At 45.3% G+C, this 16,172-nt stretch carries 13 protein-coding genes and 2 tRNA genes; 9 read left to right on the forward strand and 6 right to left on the reverse strand.

Annotated elements, in window-relative coordinates:
• Positions 1–30 precede the first annotated feature (30 nt).
• Positions 31–1,521, forward strand: coding sequence for a flavin-containing monooxygenase (locus MWG72_RS02665; RefSeq protein WP_247143165.1), 1,491 nt, complete (start codon positions 31–33; stop codon positions 1,519–1,521).
• Between the two features lie 60 nt (positions 1,522–1,581).
• Here MWG72_RS02665 and MWG72_RS02670 read toward each other — a convergent pair whose 3' ends face one another.
• Positions 1,582–2,754: an acyl-CoA dehydrogenase family protein gene (locus tag MWG72_RS02670; RefSeq protein WP_247143166.1), complete on the reverse strand. Its 1,173-nt coding sequence runs from the start codon at positions 2,752–2,754 to the stop codon at positions 1,582–1,584.
• 183 nt (positions 2,755–2,937) lie between these two features.
• Here MWG72_RS02670 and MWG72_RS02675 point away from each other — a divergent pair, with 183 nt between their 5' ends.
• From MWG72_RS02675 to MWG72_RS02695, 5 genes are all read left to right on the forward strand, one after another.
• Positions 2,938–3,195 carry an FAD assembly factor SdhE gene (locus MWG72_RS02675; RefSeq protein WP_044113188.1) on the forward strand — a complete coding sequence of 86 codons (258 nt, stop codon included), beginning with the start codon at positions 2,938–2,940 and terminating at the stop codon, positions 3,193–3,195.
• Positions 3,188–3,574, forward strand: coding sequence for a hypothetical protein (locus MWG72_RS02680; RefSeq protein ID WP_247143167.1), 387 nt, complete (start codon positions 3,188–3,190; stop codon positions 3,572–3,574). Before MWG72_RS02675 ends, MWG72_RS02680 begins: the two co-directional genes overlap by 8 nt.
• Before the next feature lie 535 nt (positions 3,575–4,109).
• Positions 4,110–5,150, forward strand: a complete 1,041-nt coding sequence (locus MWG72_RS02685) for a hypothetical protein (protein WP_004732263.1) — start codon at positions 4,110–4,112, stop codon at positions 5,148–5,150.
• Positions 5,151–5,217: 67 nt separating this feature from the next.
• Positions 5,218–5,790: a rhombosortase gene (rrtA, locus tag MWG72_RS02690; protein WP_247143168.1), complete on the forward strand. Its 573-nt coding sequence runs from the start codon at positions 5,218–5,220 to the stop codon at positions 5,788–5,790.
• 197 nt (positions 5,791–5,987) lie between these two features.
• Positions 5,988–8,270: a TRAP transporter large permease subunit gene (locus tag MWG72_RS02695; RefSeq protein WP_247143169.1), complete on the forward strand. Its 2,283-nt coding sequence runs from the start codon at positions 5,988–5,990 to the stop codon at positions 8,268–8,270.
• A gap of 63 nt (positions 8,271–8,333) precedes the next feature.
• Here MWG72_RS02695 and MWG72_RS02700 read toward each other — a convergent pair whose 3' ends face one another.
• The 5 genes from MWG72_RS02700 to rnr form a co-directional block, all read right to left on the reverse strand.
• Complete coding sequence (locus MWG72_RS02700; protein WP_213686829.1) at positions 8,334–9,215, reverse strand: DMT family transporter; 882 nt, start codon at positions 9,213–9,215, stop codon at positions 8,334–8,336.
• 55 nt (positions 9,216–9,270) lie between these two features.
• Complete coding sequence (locus MWG72_RS02705) at positions 9,271–9,705, reverse strand: restriction endonuclease subunit S domain-containing protein (RefSeq protein ID WP_005101172.1); 435 nt, start codon at positions 9,703–9,705, stop codon at positions 9,271–9,273.
• Between the two features lie 17 nt (positions 9,706–9,722).
• Positions 9,723–9,932, reverse strand: coding sequence for a YheV family putative zinc ribbon protein (locus tag MWG72_RS02710; RefSeq protein WP_171054337.1), 210 nt, complete (start codon positions 9,930–9,932; stop codon positions 9,723–9,725).
• A gap of 40 nt (positions 9,933–9,972) precedes the next feature.
• On the reverse strand, positions 9,973–12,027 hold the full coding sequence (locus tag MWG72_RS02715) for a M3 family metallopeptidase (protein ID WP_247143186.1): 2,055 nt from the start codon (positions 12,025–12,027) through the stop codon (positions 9,973–9,975).
• 456 nt (positions 12,028–12,483) lie between these two features.
• Positions 12,484–14,931 (reverse strand): ribonuclease R, encoded by a 2,448-nt coding sequence (gene rnr, locus MWG72_RS02720; RefSeq protein ID WP_016806776.1) that lies wholly within the window; start codon positions 14,929–14,931, stop codon positions 12,484–12,486.
• Between the two features lie 263 nt (positions 14,932–15,194).
• Here rnr and MWG72_RS02725 point away from each other — a divergent pair.
• From MWG72_RS02725 to MWG72_RS02735, 3 genes are all read left to right on the forward strand, one after another.
• Positions 15,195–15,284, forward strand: a tRNA-Ser gene (locus tag MWG72_RS02725).
• 16 nt (positions 15,285–15,300) lie between these two features.
• Positions 15,301–15,377, forward strand: a tRNA-Arg gene (locus MWG72_RS02730).
• 118 nt (positions 15,378–15,495) lie between these two features.
• Complete coding sequence (locus MWG72_RS02735; protein WP_247143170.1) at positions 15,496–16,101, forward strand: dihydrofolate reductase family protein; 606 nt, start codon at positions 15,496–15,498, stop codon at positions 16,099–16,101.
• Positions 16,102–16,172: the final 71 nt, after the last annotated feature.

The raw sequence follows: 16,172 nt of genomic DNA on the forward strand, positions 1-16,172 counted from the left end.
CAGATAGCATCGCTTAGGTAAAAGAACAAGATGGAAAAGCAGGTAGATATTTTAATCGTGGGTGCGGGGATCTCGGGGATTGGTCTGGCAGCGCATCTTTCTAAACATTGTCCACAACGCTCTTTTGAGATTATTGAACGCCGCGAAAGTATTGGCGGAACTTGGGACCTGTTTAAATATCCGGGAATCCGTTCTGATTCGGATATGTCGACTTTTGGTTTTAATTTTAAACCCTGGAAGAAAGAAAGCGTGCTTGCCGATGGCGCATCCATCAAAAATTATCTGACTGAAGTGGTGGATGAGTTTAAGCTACAGCCGAAAATCCATTTTCAGCATCGGGTCTTAAGTGCCAATTATGATTCTACAACCTGCAAATGGTCAGTAGAGATCGAGGATGCACACGGTAAGAAGCAGATCTGGATCGCCAACTTTGTACTGGGTTGTACCGGTTATTATAATTATGATCAGGGTTTTCAGCCGGAGTTTCCAAATCAAGATGCATTCAAAGGTGAATTTATTCATCCGCAACATTGGCCGGAAAATTTAAACTATAAAGGCAAAAAAGTGGTCATCATTGGCAGTGGTGCGACCGCGATTACCTTGGTTCCTGCGATGGTGAAAGGTGGAGCAGGGCATGTCACCATGTTGCAACGTTCCCCAACTTATATTGCTTCTGTACCCTCGGTCGATTTTATTTATTCAAAAATGCGTAAATATCTGCCCGAGGAGGTCGCTTACAAGCTGACACGTGCGCGTAATATCGGCATGCAGCGCGGGATTTATGCTTTGGCACAGAAACAGCCAAAATTATTAAAATCGCTTTTGCTTAAATCGGTGCAACTTCAGCTAAAAGGTAAAGTGGACATGAAGCACTTTACCCCGAATTATGAACCTTGGGATCAGCGTCTGTGTGTGGTGCCGGATGGGGATCTGTTTAAAATTTTACGTGAAGGGCAGGCATCGGTTGCAACGGATCAGATAGAAATCTTTACCGAAACGGGAATTCAGCTGAAATCCGGTCAACATCTGGAGGCTGATATTATCGTCTCTGCCACTGGCCTGAATATCCAAATTCTCGGCGGGATTCTGGCGACGATGGATGGTCAGCCTATCGATACCTCACAGCATATGCTGTATAGAGGCATCATGGTCAGTGATATACCGAATATGGCGCTGATTATTGGCTATATTAATGCCTCCTGGACACTTAAAGTCGACATTGCAGCTGAGTATATTTGCCGTCTGTTGAATTATATGGATCAGCAAGGTTATGCGCAGGTGATTGCTCAGGGAGATCAGAGTGAATTGCTTCAGGATACCGTCATGGGCAGTCTCAGTTCGGGTTATATTGCCCGTGCTGCAGACGTGATGCCAAAGCAGGGCAAACATGCACCGTGGAAAGTCAGCAATAATTATCTGGCAGACCGTAAGGAGCTCAAACAGGCTTCGTTTGAAGATGGCGTGCTGAAATTTAGAAAAAACAGCAATGCTTTAAAGCATAAACCGCGTCTGGTTTCTTAAAGTTATATTTTTGCATACAGAAAAAGGAGTCCTAAGAGACTCCTTTTTTATGAATCCATTTTAAAGTGAACGGGCGATGAGTTCTTTCATGATTTCATTGGTACCCGCATAAATCCGATTGGCACGGTTGTCGATATAGGCACGGGCAATTGGATATTCCAGCATATAACCATAGCCGCCATGCAATTGCAGACATTCATCAACGACTTTGCTGTACATTTCTGAAATCTTGTATTTGGCCGCAGCAGCGGCATCTACGCCTAGTTCGTGATTGAGTTGCAGCTGCATACAGCGATCCAGATAAGTGCGGCACACATCGATCTCGGTACGTAGTTCTGCCAGTTTAAAACGGGTATTTTGAAAATGGCTGATGCTCTTGCCAAATGCCTGACGTTCCTTGGTATATTTCACTGTATGGGCAAAAGCGGCTTCAGCGCCTGCCTGACAGATAATCGCCACAATCAGGCGTTCCCAAGCCAGTTCTTTCATCAGCATCATAAAGCCCATGCCTTCCAGACCGAGCAGGTTTTCTGTGGGTACCCGAATATTGTCAAAGAACAGTTCGCAGGTATCCTGACCTTTCATGCCAATTTTATTCAGCGGCTTGCCTTTACTAAATCCGGCACGCTCTGCTTCGACCATAATCAATGAAAGATTGGCTGAACCTTTGTCATTATTGCCGGTTTTACAGACCACAATCGCCATGTCACAGAGATAGCCATTGGTAATAAAGATTTTGGAACCATTAATCACATAGTCATCGCCATCGAGTACTGCCGAGGTACGCACTGCTTGCAGGTCAGAGCCAGTTCCCGGTTCGGTCATGGCAATCGCGGTGACGACCTCTCCAGACGCCATTTTCGGTAACCATTGTTGTTTTTGAGCTTCATTACCAAAATTCAGCAGATAATTGGCGACGATATCCGAATGCAATGAAAATCCGGTCGCTGAGTCTCCAGCATAAGCCTGTTCCTCAATCAAAATCATGCTATACAGCCGGTCTACGTCAGAGCCGCCATATTCTTCAGGCATGGTAGCGCAGAGCAATCCAAGCTCACCGGCTTTATTCCACAGCTCTCGATCCACATGTTGCTGACTTTCGTAACGCTCGGTATGTGGAATGACTTCTTTCTCATAAAATTTACGTACCGTCTCGCGAAAAGCCTCATGTTCGGTACTAAAGAGTTGGCGCGGCAGCATTGGAGCAAGTGGACGAATGGCTGCAGATTGCATCTTGTTATTCCTTATTTTGATCTGTTGGGTTTAACTTAGGCCATGCCAAGATCAGCAGCAATGAGCGGAATGTTCAAATGACTTAAATCTGCTGATGCTTTTGGTCATTTCTATGAAATCCCTCGAAATTCAGCCAGCGCTTCAGGTAAACTATTCGGGTTTATAACGAGTTGGGGAAATTCGATGACTGATGACATCAGCTTAGAAGAGCGTAAAGTGATTTATCGTGCGCGTCGTGGTCTAAAAGAACTGGATGTATATTTTGATCCCTACGTAAAAAACCATTACCTGAATGCTAAGCCTTTCGAAAAACAGATGTTTGCAGAGCTGGTTGAGCAGGAAGACCCGGATTTGCTGGACTGGTTTATGGAAGTGTCTGAGCCGCCGCGTCCTGAACTGAAAGATTTTATCAAGAAGCTTAAATTTTACGTTCATGGATAATCGTTGCTTCAAGCTGAAACGCAGTCTGTGTGCATTGGCGTTTCAGCTTTTTATTTTTGCACTGCTGATGTATCTGTTGTATCAGTTATTACCGATTGCACTTTGGGCAGTGTGTGCTGTCATAGGCTTGGTAATTTATCAGCTATTTTACCGCAAGACACCAAAGATTGAGCAGTTTGAATATCTGGATGGACGTGAATGGTCATTGACTACCAAAGCACGACCGACCCGTCGGGTATGTATTAGTCACGTAATTGATCATCAGGCGTATATTGTGGTGTATTTTCAGCATGCCAAGGCGCGACCTTTATTGATCTGGTGTGATCAATTGCCCTTCAAACAATGGAAATCCTTAAAATTATTGACTAAATTAATTTAGTTGTAAAACAAACGCATTTTAATGATTTAATTAAAATGCTCATAAAACAAATATTTAGACCAAATTCCTATTTTTATTGTCAGACAGAAATCAAGGTTAATCCATGACTTAGAGAAATTGTCTGACAATTTATTCCCTATGTTTTATTTTTAGCCTGTACATTTAACTCACCAACAGCAACTACGGGAGACCTTAATGGAATTTCCAGTATGGATGTTTCTGATCGTAGCGATTGTTTTAACGCTGGTGATCGGACGACTCGGGACAGTGTTGAAGGATAAATTTTCATCTTAATCAAGCAGGGTTTTATCATTTTTCTGCTTGTACAGTTAATAAGTAGCATGTGCTGAACCGTCGCAATGCTACTTTTTTTTGCCCAAAATTTGGGATTCTCCTAAATACAGTCAATTGCAGCGCGGCCATTTAATGGCAAAGTGCCTCGTCTAAATTAGAGTAAATACTCTTTTATTCACAAAATGCTTCTGATATCTTTAGCAGAAAGATGGACATAATCACAATTATAGAGGACAGGAAAATGTCAGGCGTCCGTAAAATATGCCAAGGTATGGCGACCATTGCAATAACAACAACAGTTTTGACGGGGTGTTCTCAGGTCATTAAAACCGGTGCCAATGTTGCACTGGGTTTCACCGAAAACCATATTGTCCCGCCGATTTTAGCGATGGATGATGCTGAAATGGTGTGTAATTCAGGGAATTCTTTAACGCCGGCCATTATGGCGACCAAAGAAATGGGGGCGGATCCGACCCGGGTAGCCGTGCTGATGTATTCGGCTGCCGGTATTTGTGCCGAGCAAAAAGCGCTGGAAGCGGAGTTACGCTATTTACGCGCTTCAAAAACCAATCAGGTGGCAGAAGCCCAGGATGCCCGAATCGAGCAGAAGCGCTGGGCGGCACTGGCGGCACAGCGTCAATATACCGGTTATCAACTGTTCCAGAGCCGTTATGAAAAGAAATATCAAAAAGCCCTGGGTGAAGAATGCCCGCGCATGAACAGTGATATCGAGCAAACAGTTTACCTGCTGGGTATGCTCAGTGGTTTGCAGGCCATGACCAATGATATTAACTCGGGTGGTGCAGTGCATGTACCGAAAGATATTGCTGCCGTGGTTGAGCGTGGCATGGTGTGTCTGGATAACGCGAAATTCTGGGGTGCTCCGAATGCGACCCGTGCAGTGATCTGGACCTTATTGCCGGGCGCAGGGGAAGGCAAGCCTGACCCTTACCAAACATTAAAACAATCTACACAAATTGGTGAGCAAAAAGGTGTACGTTTATCTCATGCCTTGTATGCCGTAGCGGCTCAGGCCAGTGGCGATGATGCCAAAGTTCGGGATGCCTTGAAAACCTTTGCTCAGGCCCGTACGGAGGAAAAACCGGTAAATCCGCAATTCAAGCTGATTGACAGCATGGCCGCGATTATGGTCAGTGGCATATCAGATCGTTACTGGACAGAAAATACTGGTATACGTAGTGGCGATGATGGCATGCAACGTTTCTGGGATGAATCCGACAGTTCTTCCGAGCTCGATGATCTGTTCAGTGCGGATCTGTAATGCAGATACTATGCATGAAGCTTCAGGGATGAAGTCAAATTAGATGGTCAGGGAGGACAACAGGCCGATGCTAGATCAACATTTTCGACGAAAAATTATTTTTCTAGCGGCTTTTGTCTCTCTCTCTGCATGTCTGCAAATTTTTCAGGATCATTTTATCTACTGGCAAGAGAGTCTGCTGGGTGAATTCTGGCGACTCTGGACAGCGCACTGGGTACATGTGAGCTGGATTCATTACTTTCTAAACATTCTCGCCTTTATCTGTTTACCTTTCATTTTTCCACGCGCTACCGTCTGGCATTTCTGTGCCATTTTGCTGATCTTGCCACCGTTGATCAGTTTAAGCTTTTATTTTTTCTTACCCAATATTGAAGCCTATGCTGGCCTGTCGGGCGTGCTGCATGGTGCCTATATCGCCGTAGCCGGTGTACATTTGCTGTATAAGCGGGAACGCGGCTTTGCGGCGCTGGTATTATTTTTGATTTTTGCCAAACTGGTCTGGGAAAACACCATTGGCAATGTCGGAACGGCGCAGCTGATCGGTAGTCCGGTTTTGGTTGAGGCGCATTTACTTGGGGTGATTTGGGGCGTGATTCTGGCGCTGATCTATATTGTGAGCAATTATTTTCGGGATAATTAAAGTGCAGAGATAAATAATTTACTTGGCAGAAAATACAAAAAGAAAATATAAATTGTCATTTTTATTGTGCCAATTTTCATGCAAAGTCAAAACATAGAATAAAGATCCTGACCTTTGAAAAGGAATTTTCTAGGCAGAAGGGAAGATCAGCGTCCTAGACCAAGCATCAGGCCGCTAAAATAAAAATAGGAATACACATGCAAAATAATGATCAAAACAGATCAGGATTAGGTCTGTTGCGTTATATATGGACAGAGTGGATCTCGACCTTCGTCGTGCTGGTTTTACTTTTGCTCACTTTGATTATTGGCACCGGGGAAATGATTCACGGTCAGTTGCTGCGTATGGGCGAGCGTATTTACGGCGATCCGGCAACCGGAATGCAATATTCATTTTTAAGGGCTGAGCCGACGCGTCCACAATGTGAACGCAATATTAATGTCGATCAACGCGTTCAGCAGCAGATGAAAGCCGATGCGGCTGATGAATATGCCGACTTCTTTGGGGTACGTTCGGAAGCGGATGTGCGTGCTGCGGTATTACAGGCACAGCAGGTCTGTGAAGAATCCTACCTGTTTTATGATAAAGCCATTCAGCATGTACAAGCTCATCCAAGTATTCGGGCTTATCGGACCTTTGAAACCTCTTTCTTTGGAATCTTCAAGTTTGGTACGGAAAACCGGGCTTTGCTTCTGGTCATTATGGTGGTTTTTGCTGCGATCAGTGCCACCCTAAAAACCCATCATATTGGCTTACGTAGTCCGAGCACGCGTATCGACTTTAAAGTTTATTCGGTCGCCATGCTGGTCGCTAATGCTTTCCTGGCATTTTCATCCTATAGCCAATATCAGTCCGTATTGAACTCGGGCGTGCCGATGGGGGAAATGAAGTACATCTACTGGCTGTGGATGATTCTGTTCAGCACACTCACCCTGATCAGCTTGTATCAGGTGATCAAACAGCCAAAACCAACGCGTGAGGGCGGCAGTTTTTGTCTGGCCTTTTTGAGTGTACCGCTATATGCCTATATGGCCATTACCACCGGAATAAATTTCACCTTCTTTATGGACTATCCAATGGGACAGGGGATTTACCTCGGTCAATTGGTGGAGTTTTCTAGTATCTTCCTGAATCTGGCCTTGTTTATCTGGGCCGGTATGTTGCTGAAACAGACCCGTGTCGTGGACATGTTCCTGAATATTCTGCGTCCATGGAATCTGGCACCTGAAACCCTAACCTGGTTAATCTTGCTGGCAGCTGCATTACCGACCGCCTATACCGGAGCATCAGGGATTTTCGTGATTGCCGCAGGTGCGATTATTTATAAGGAAGTCTGGAATGCGGGGGGGCGCCGTCAGTTTGCACTGGCCGCCACTGCAATGTCCGGTTCACTGGGCGTCGTTTTACGTCCTTGCTTGCTGATTGTCGTGGTGGCATCACTTAATAAAGAAGTGACCACCGACTTGCTCTATCACTACGGGATTTATGTCTTCCTGCTCAGTTCAACTTTATTCCTAGTAATTTCCCTGTTCTTTGCAGAAAATAAATTCCGCATTGCTGCACCCACTATAGCTGCTCCTCAATCCGGTCGTGCCTTCATTGCGATTATTCCTTATATCGTGATTTTTATTCTGATCTGGTTATTCTATAAATATGCTTTGTCGACTGACTTGAATGAATTTACCGCACCGGTGATGATGCCAGTCATTCTGCTGATGATTGTCTTGTTCGACAAATTGCGCCATGAACCTGCGCCGTTGCCTGCAGTGGGGCATTGGGATGAAACTTTGACCGCAACTTTAAACTCAAGATCGACACCTGAACTGGCGACAGCCGGTGCCGCGGCCAATGCAGAATATCGTGAAGCTGAACATAGCGAACAACCAGGCAAAGAGCTGGCTGTTGATCATGCTGTGCAGCGTTCAAAAGCGACTGAAATTTTACGTAAGGTCGGTTTCTGGAAGTCTATGCATATTTCGACCAGTGAGACCGTGGGGCATATTGGTGCCTTGGTCATCCTGATGGCACTTTCGGTGAGTGTGGGTGGCTTGCTGGAACGTATGGAAATTATGGAAGCCTTCCCGACCGACATCAGCAGTACCATTCTGGTGATTTCCCTGATTGTCGGCTTGATGATTTTTGTAGGGATGATCATGGATCCATTTGGCGCGGTGATTCTGATCTCGGCGACCGTGGCTCCAGTGGCCTATCAATACGGCATTCATCCAGTACATTTCTGGATGATTACCCTGATTGGTTTTGAGCTGGGTTATGTGACGCCACCGGTTGCGCTGAATCATCTGCTGGCCAGACAGTCGATTGGCGATGCCGAAGTGGCCGAGGCGGATGCAGAAGTACGACACTTGTCTTTCTACTACCGTTATGAACGCTGGATTTTGCCGGTGATAGTATTGCTGCCTGCGATGCTGATCATTGCCTATGTGCCTTATATCTTTAAGCTGTTCGGCTGGTATCAATAAGAGAAAAGCAATAAAAAAGCACCTACGGGTGCTTTTTTATTGTATTTAATTTGAATTCTTTGATCAGATCTTCGATGAATTCAAGCGCTTTTGCAGGATCGGACTACACAGTAGAATCGCACAGAAAATCAGCCCCAGCCCAATCAGGCTATAAAGGTCTGGAACTTCCTGCCAGAACAGAAAGCCCCACATGCCGGCAAAGAAAATCGCCACATAGTTGACCGGTCCAATCTGTCCTGCCGGAGCCAGCTTGTAGGCATTTGACATAAATAGTTGGCTGAAATTGGCCAGGATGCCGGCAGTAATCAGATAGCTGAGTTCTGTCAGGGTATAAGGTCGCCATAGCCAGAACATCGGAATCACTGAAATCAGGGTGCCAATAAAGCAGAAATAAAATACGATTTTTTCCGGAGACTCGGTTTTAGTCAGTGCCCGAACCGTGACAAAGGCCATCGCCGCCAGAAAACTCGCACTCAAACCAATGACCGACATCAGGTTAATTAGACCCGAATCCGGTTTGGCAACACAGAGTACCCCGACGAAACCAATCAGAGCTGCGGCTAACATGCTTGAGGTAATTTTTTCCTTGAGAAATAGCCAGGCAATTAGTGGAATAAAAATCGGGGAAGAATAGGTGAAGACCATGGCATTGGAGAGTTTTAAATGTGCGATGGCATAGAAAAAGCCGTACATGGCAGTCAGGCCGACCACTGCACGCCAGGTGTGCATACACAGCTTTTCAGTTTTGAAAAAACCAATGCCTTTATTGAAAATGAAAGGCAGGAAAATAAAAAGCCCAACAAAATTGCGAAAGAAGACCACGGTGGCATTATCAACTGTTGCCGAGGCATAACGGATACACACGCCCATGACTGAAAAGAGAAAAGCAGAGCAGGTCAGTAACAGAATGGCTTTAAGCAAATGCGGAGCGGCTGGGGCGGACATGAAAACAACTGAGCTAGAAGATCTGACGATATTCTAGCTGAAATGCTGTCGAGATTTACTGGCTTTGAGCAAGTTGTGCTTCAAGTAACTTGATCTGTTCCTCTTTCAGTTGAATCAACTGGTCGGCATCGCTATGCTGCGCATCCAGTGTGGCTTTTTGTTCATTGAGCTGAACTTGGATGTCATCTAATTTAGCCACTTCTTCTTTGGCCAAACTGGCATTCTCCGGCACTGGTGCATCTAACAGCTGATTTGATACCAGTGCTTTAGCTTCGATCGTCTCAGGTGCTTTCGCTGCCGCCGTATCTTCTTCAGTTTTCGCCGCAGGTTTTGCTGCCGGAACAGCCGCGATATCTTCCTGATGTATGCGTTCCGCTTCACCGGAAGAGGCATTCAACCACTGATATAGCAATACCAATGCAACGACAGTAACTAAAGCCCCCATAATCCCCATTAAAAGTTTGGGGTTATTTCTTTGTTCTACTGACATAGCTTGAACCTTGATTTTTATTTTACTGAACGAGGTTTAAACTGAATCACGCCAACTTCATCTGGAACAGCTGGTGTTTCTGGTTGATCAACATGTGTGGGACGATTTTCTTCATAACCACATTCAATACATTCGATCCATTCATCTTCACCAGAGGTCAGCATGACGACGCGATCTAACGCCTGACATTTTGGACATTTTGCGCCTGCAATGAAACGACGTTTAATGGTCATCATACTCACCTTGTGATCAACTTAAAAAGCTAGTTTAAGCGTTTTTAGAGGGGTTCGTCCAACCTTGATGACGCAGCAATGCATCTATTTTTGGCTCGCGTCCGCGGAAATTGATAAATGCGTCAAGTGCTGTGTCTTTTCCGCCAACTGCGAGGATATTTTCCCGAAACTGCTTTCCGGTAGTGGTATTAAAAATACCTTCATCTTCAAAGCGGTCGAAGGCATCACTGGCCAAAACTTCGGCCCATTTATAGGAATAATATCCCGCTGCATAACCACCGGCAAAAATATGACTGAAGCTGTGCTGGAAACGGTTATAGTCGGTGGTCGGTAGAACCGCATATTTTTCACGGATCTCATTCAAAGTAGCCTGAACCTGTGCTGCATTTAAAGCCGGATTGGCTCGGTGAATACTCAGGTCAAACAGGGCAAATTCAAGCTGACGCAGGGTTTGCATGCCAGACTGGAAGAAACGTGCATCCAGCAGGGCTTTCAGCAGTTCAGCCGGCAAAGATTCTTGGGTTTCTATGTGCTCGCTGAGCAGATCCAGACTTTCCTGATCCCAAGCCCAGAATTCCATAAATTGGCTTGGCAGCTCGACCGCATCCCACGCCACGCCATGGGTACCTGCCACGGCAATATTGTCTACTTCTGTCAGCATATGATGCAGGCCATGACCAAATTCATGGAACAAGGTGATGACTTCATCATGGGTCAGCAGTGCAGGGCGATTGCCGACAGGTGGAGTAAAGTTACCGACCATATAGCAAATCGGTTTTTGCAGGCCATCACTGGTCTGCATACGGGAACGGAAACCGCTCATCCAGGCACCGCCACGTTTGCCCTGGCGTGCATACAGGTCAAAATAGAAACCGCCAATCACCTGACCCTGATCTTCCAGTTCAAAATAACGTGCATCCGGATGCCATACAGGCGCTTCACGTTCAATCACCTGAATGCCATACAGACGATTCACAATACTGAACAGACCTTGCAGGATTTTCGGTGCAGGAAAGTAAGGTTTCAGCGCTTCCTGTGACAGGTTAAATTGCTGCATTTTCAGCTTTTCAGAATAATAGCCGCTGTCCCAAGGTTGCAGATCACGGATGCCATCTTCAGCAGCAATCGCTTTCAGTTCAGCAATTTCTTGCTCTGCCGGTGCGCGGGCATGTTCTGCCAGTTCATGCAAGAATTCATCTACTGCCTCTACACTTGGTGCCATTTTGCTGGCTAAGGACAATTCCGCATAATTATTAAAGCCAAGCAGTTTTGCCATTTCCAGACGCAGACTGAGGATTTCTTCGATCAATGCAGTATTGTCAAACTCGCTCTGTTCAGCCTGATCTGACGCACGCGTGGTATAGGCTTTATACAGTTCTTCACGCAGAGGACGATTTTCTGAATGGGTCATGATCGCCAGATAAGACGGGAAATCCAGCGTAGCCACTGGTTGATCCAGCTCGCGTTGCTGACCATATTGTTTTAACAGCTCAATATTACTTGAAGATAGACCGGCTAACTCATCTTCATTCAGCGGTCTGAAATAGGCTTGAGTCGCATCCAGCACATGGTTGGAGAAGTCGGAAGATAATTGGGACAGACGCGCAGAAATTTCCGCATAACGTTTTTTCGCTTCACCTTCCAAAGCCACCCCAGACAGTTTGAAATCACGTAAGGCTAATTTAATGGCGCTTCGCTGTGCTGCCGGTAGTTCATTATAAATCGACGCATCATAAATATGCTGATAGGTCTGATACAGCGCCGTATGTTGACCCAGTTGCGTATAATATTCGCTAAGACCCGGTAAAAGTGCTTGGTAGACATCACGGGTTTCGGCATTGTTCATCACGGCATTTAAATGTGACAGGATGCCCCAAGACTCACTCATATTGTTTTCAAGTGTGTCGACATGTTCCAGTGTGGTTAGCTGCTCCTGTAGTGAAGTAGGCGTTTCGGTAAGGTCATTCAGGAACTTTTGCCCTTCAGCGATACAGCTTTCAATTTTTTGTTTTAGCTCAGCCAGCGTAATCTGATCAAATTGCGGAACAGGCAAAGTTGCCTTTTCTAAAGTCATGTCGGTCTGCCAAATTAATTTTCAGTGTTAGTTCTAGAAGTAAGGCTTCTTGATCGAGAAATCAAGCTTGACCGGTGATTTATTCTGAAGCAGGAGGTATCGAGATTTATTCAATCTCGTTCACAATAATGTTCAAGCTACTTTTGCTAATGTTGAGTTGTAGTTGAACTGATTGATGTTGCCCGTTGAAACTCCGAAGCTGATAATTCAAGAATAGGCAAAATTCTATAGTCTGTTTCAAAGAAATAGGAAATATGTCTTTGCAGATCTTTGAATTTCACTGCCTGAGTGTGGATCAAAATAGGATGCAGTTTTCCTGTCAGTTTTGTTTAGAAATAGGGCAGGTATATGATCAGAATGATCTAAGTTGATGATTCGATGCAGTGAGCATTTTTATTCTAATCATATTTATTCTGGATAAGGTTTAAAAGAAAAAAGAGCGCCGTAGCGCTCTTTTTAAACCATCAAAAATTATTCAGTCTTGGCTTTTGCATTCGACTTTTTCTTTTTGACCTTGGCCTTTTTCTTTACTTTATCTTTAACCTTTGCTTCAGACTTTCCTGCAGATGGTTTAGCAGACTTTTTACTGTAAGAGCTGGGTTTTCCTTTTCCTTTTTTGCGTCGTATGGGCTGTTCTCCATCGGCGCTCAGGTTGGATTTAGATTCACGTTCATTGTTGCCAAACACTTCTTCTGTCGCTGCTGGACGTGATACTGGTTTTTTCTCGCTTACGCGCGGTGCACGAGCACGAACTGCACGGCCGGCATGACTGAGTTGTTGCACCAGTTCAAAGTCGATTTTGCGTTCTTCCAGATTGACACCGGCAACCTTGATTTTGACTTCATCACCCAGACCAAAGACCTGACCACGGTTCTGGCCAATCAGATTCTGGCTGCTTTGATCAAAGACAAAGAAGTCATCGCCTAGCTGGCTGACATGCACCATACCATCAACATACAGGTCTTTTAGCGTGACAAACAGGCCAAATTCTGCCGTTGCACTGATGATGCCGACAAATTCTTCGCCCAGATGCTGCTGCATATAATGGCATTTCAACCAGGTCGTCACCGAGCGCGACGCTTCATCTGCACGACGTTCTGTGGCAGAGAAATGGTCACCAGCTTCATCTAAAGCACCACCTGACAGCGGAGATGGCTTGTTATTTAAATGTGCTTTGATGGCGCGATGCAATAGCAGATCCGGATAACGGCGAATTGGTGAAGTGAAATGTGTATAGGCTTCATAAGCCAGACCATAATGGCCTGCATTACTCGCACCATAATAAGCCTGCATCATGGAGCGTAATAACACCGCATGAATACTTGGTGCATCAATCCGTTCTTTGGTCGCTTCAATCACCGCCTGATAATCTTTCTGAGTCGGCTGTTCCGGGAAATTCAAACCCAGCAGCTTGACGAAGTCACGGACTTTCTGGATACGTGAGAACTCAGGTGGCTCATGCACGCGGTACAACATTGGCATTTCATTTTTCAATGCATATTCTGCGGCTGCCACGTTGGCCAGCAACATACATTCTTCAATCAGCTTATGCGCATCATTACGGCTGCGTGGAAGAATTTCTTTAATTCCGCCCAGTTCGTCGAAGGTCATGTAAGTTTCAACAGTTTCAAATTCCATGGCATGGCGTTCAGCACGTAAACTTTTAAGAACTTGATAAAGTTGGAACAGGGTGTTGATCGACTTGCGAACTTCGCGATCTTCGGTAATCGCCTGACTGTCGCCTTCCAGATACTGTGCGACCTGATCATAGGTCAAACGTGCCTTGGAATGCATGACAGACGGATAGAACTCAAAACCGGTGACACGGCCAGCACGTGACAGTTTTAAATCACAGACCATACAGAGGCGGTCAACGTTCGGATTTAACGAACACAGGCCATTCGACAATGCTTCAGGCAGCATTGGTAAAACGAAGTGCGGGAAGTAGACAGATGTCCCGCGTTCCTGCGCTTCATCATCCAGCGGTTTGCCTGGACGCACATAATGGCTGACATCGGCAATGGCTACGACTACACGATAACCACCGCCGGGACGTTTTTCGGCATAAACGGCATCATCAAAGTCACGTGCATCTTCACCGTCAATAGTAACTAAGGCTAAATCACGCAGATCCACACGACCTTCATGGTCTTTGGCCGTTGGTTCTTTAAAGCTCTCGGCTTCTTTAACAACTTCTTCCGGGAATTCATAAGGCAAACCATATTCTAAAATGGTTTGTGGAATGATGATTTCAGTATCGGCCTTGTCTGCCATGGACTGCACAATATGCCCAGTCGCGAATTCTTCACGGGTCGGATAGGTATCAATCGCCACACGAATCGAGTCACCCAGATTGACTTGGGCATGTTCAATCAGTTCTTTTTCAAGGGTAATTGGCTGATGTGCATTCGGGTTGGCTGGCTGGATAAAGTATTCACCATCATACTCTGACACTTTACCAATGATCTGTTTGACACGATGCTGCACAACTTCCGTAATGTAGCCCCAGGCCTTACCTTTACGGTCTACCGAAGTCTGACGCACTTTAACGCGGTCACCATTAAAGACCAGGCGCAGTTCACGCTCAGCCAATAATAGGTCGTCCTGGCCGGAAATGTTGGCAGTTCCCATCCCTCGGGAATTGATATAAACCGTCGCTTCGGATTCAGGTTGCTCGACGGCAATCTGAAACTTGTAGCCGTCTTTCATCAGTTGCCCGTCACGCACCATCGCAATTAAACGATGGCTCAGGGCATCAATACTTTTTTGATCTGCAATTTCAAAATGTTCGACCAGGTCTGCATGGGACTGGGCATTGTTCTTTTCGATGGTTTCTAAAATGAGCGTGCGGCTAGGGATAGGGTTGTCATAACGTTCGGCTTCAGCTTTTGCTTCAGGATCGACCCAGTTTTTCATCATGTCTTTAAATTTATCTTAGGAGATAGGTTTAGCATAAAACATGTGTGCGCAGACTGCACGTAAATGATTGCAATAATCCATTTAAGTTTTCAATTTTCTGTTAATTTTCGATAACTGGAAATTTATGCAGTTTTTTTGCCATCAAAATGCACGAAAAATCGAGGAATTGCTTAAAAAGTATTTAAACGAGCAAAAATATGCACTTTTTTTTGATGCTGCGCTTGCAGTGCTATGCCGAAATTTGTATTATGGCCGCACGTTACGGTGAGATGGGTGAGTGGCTGAAACCACGTCCCTGCTAAGGACGCATACGGGTAACTGTATCGAGGGTTCGAATCCCTCTCTCACCGCCACGCTTACTTATGTCGCGCGCTCATAGCTCAGCTGGATAGAGCACTTGGCTACGAACTAAGGGGTCGGGAGTTCGAATCTCTCTGAGCGCACCAACTTGAACAATTAACCGCACATGTTGCGGTTTTTTTGTGCCTAAAATTTACAGAAACACCAGACATTACATGCTAAAAATAAGTCTCAGGCGAGTGAATAAAAATAAAGGCAGTCGTGATGAGAAAAATCATTGTCCAGGAGTTTTTGACCCTCGATGGCGTGATGCAGGGGCCCGGCGGCCCAGAAGAAGATATATCTGGTGGCTTTCAATATGGTGGCTGGGTGGCGCCGTATTTTAATGCGGAACCTGATCCGGCATTTGATGTCATTATGCAAAAATGGATGCAGCCCTCCGATATTCTTTTAGGGAAACATACTTTTCAGATTTTTGAATCTTACTGGCCCACACATACTGAAGACTGGCCGGGAATCAATGACGTCAATAAATATATTCTTTCTACTAGTCTGGAGCATTCCGACTGGCAAAATACCCTTTTTCTGAAAAGCATTGATGAGATAATCAATCTTAAAGCATCGGGAGAGGGGGATATTCGCGTGTATGGTAGTGCTGCAGTGGTACAGACACTTTTCAAATATGAGCTTGTGGACGAACTTCGTCTGCTGACTTTTCCAATTATACTCGGTGTTGGCAAACGCCTGTTTAGCCATGAATCAATACCCGCCGCTTTTCAATTGATAGATCATCTGGCCAGCTCAAATGGTATTGTGTTTACGCATTGTCAAAGGGCAGGAGAAGTAAAGACTGGAACAATAGGCGAGTGATAAAGAATACAAGGGTGACGGTCGTTTTATATTTGAATTCTATTCTGGCTGGATACTTGGTTGAGAATACT

Origin of the sequence: Acinetobacter lwoffii, from assembly GCF_022967985.1 — a bacterium.
Lineage (GTDB): Bacteria > Pseudomonadota > Gammaproteobacteria > Pseudomonadales > Moraxellaceae > Acinetobacter.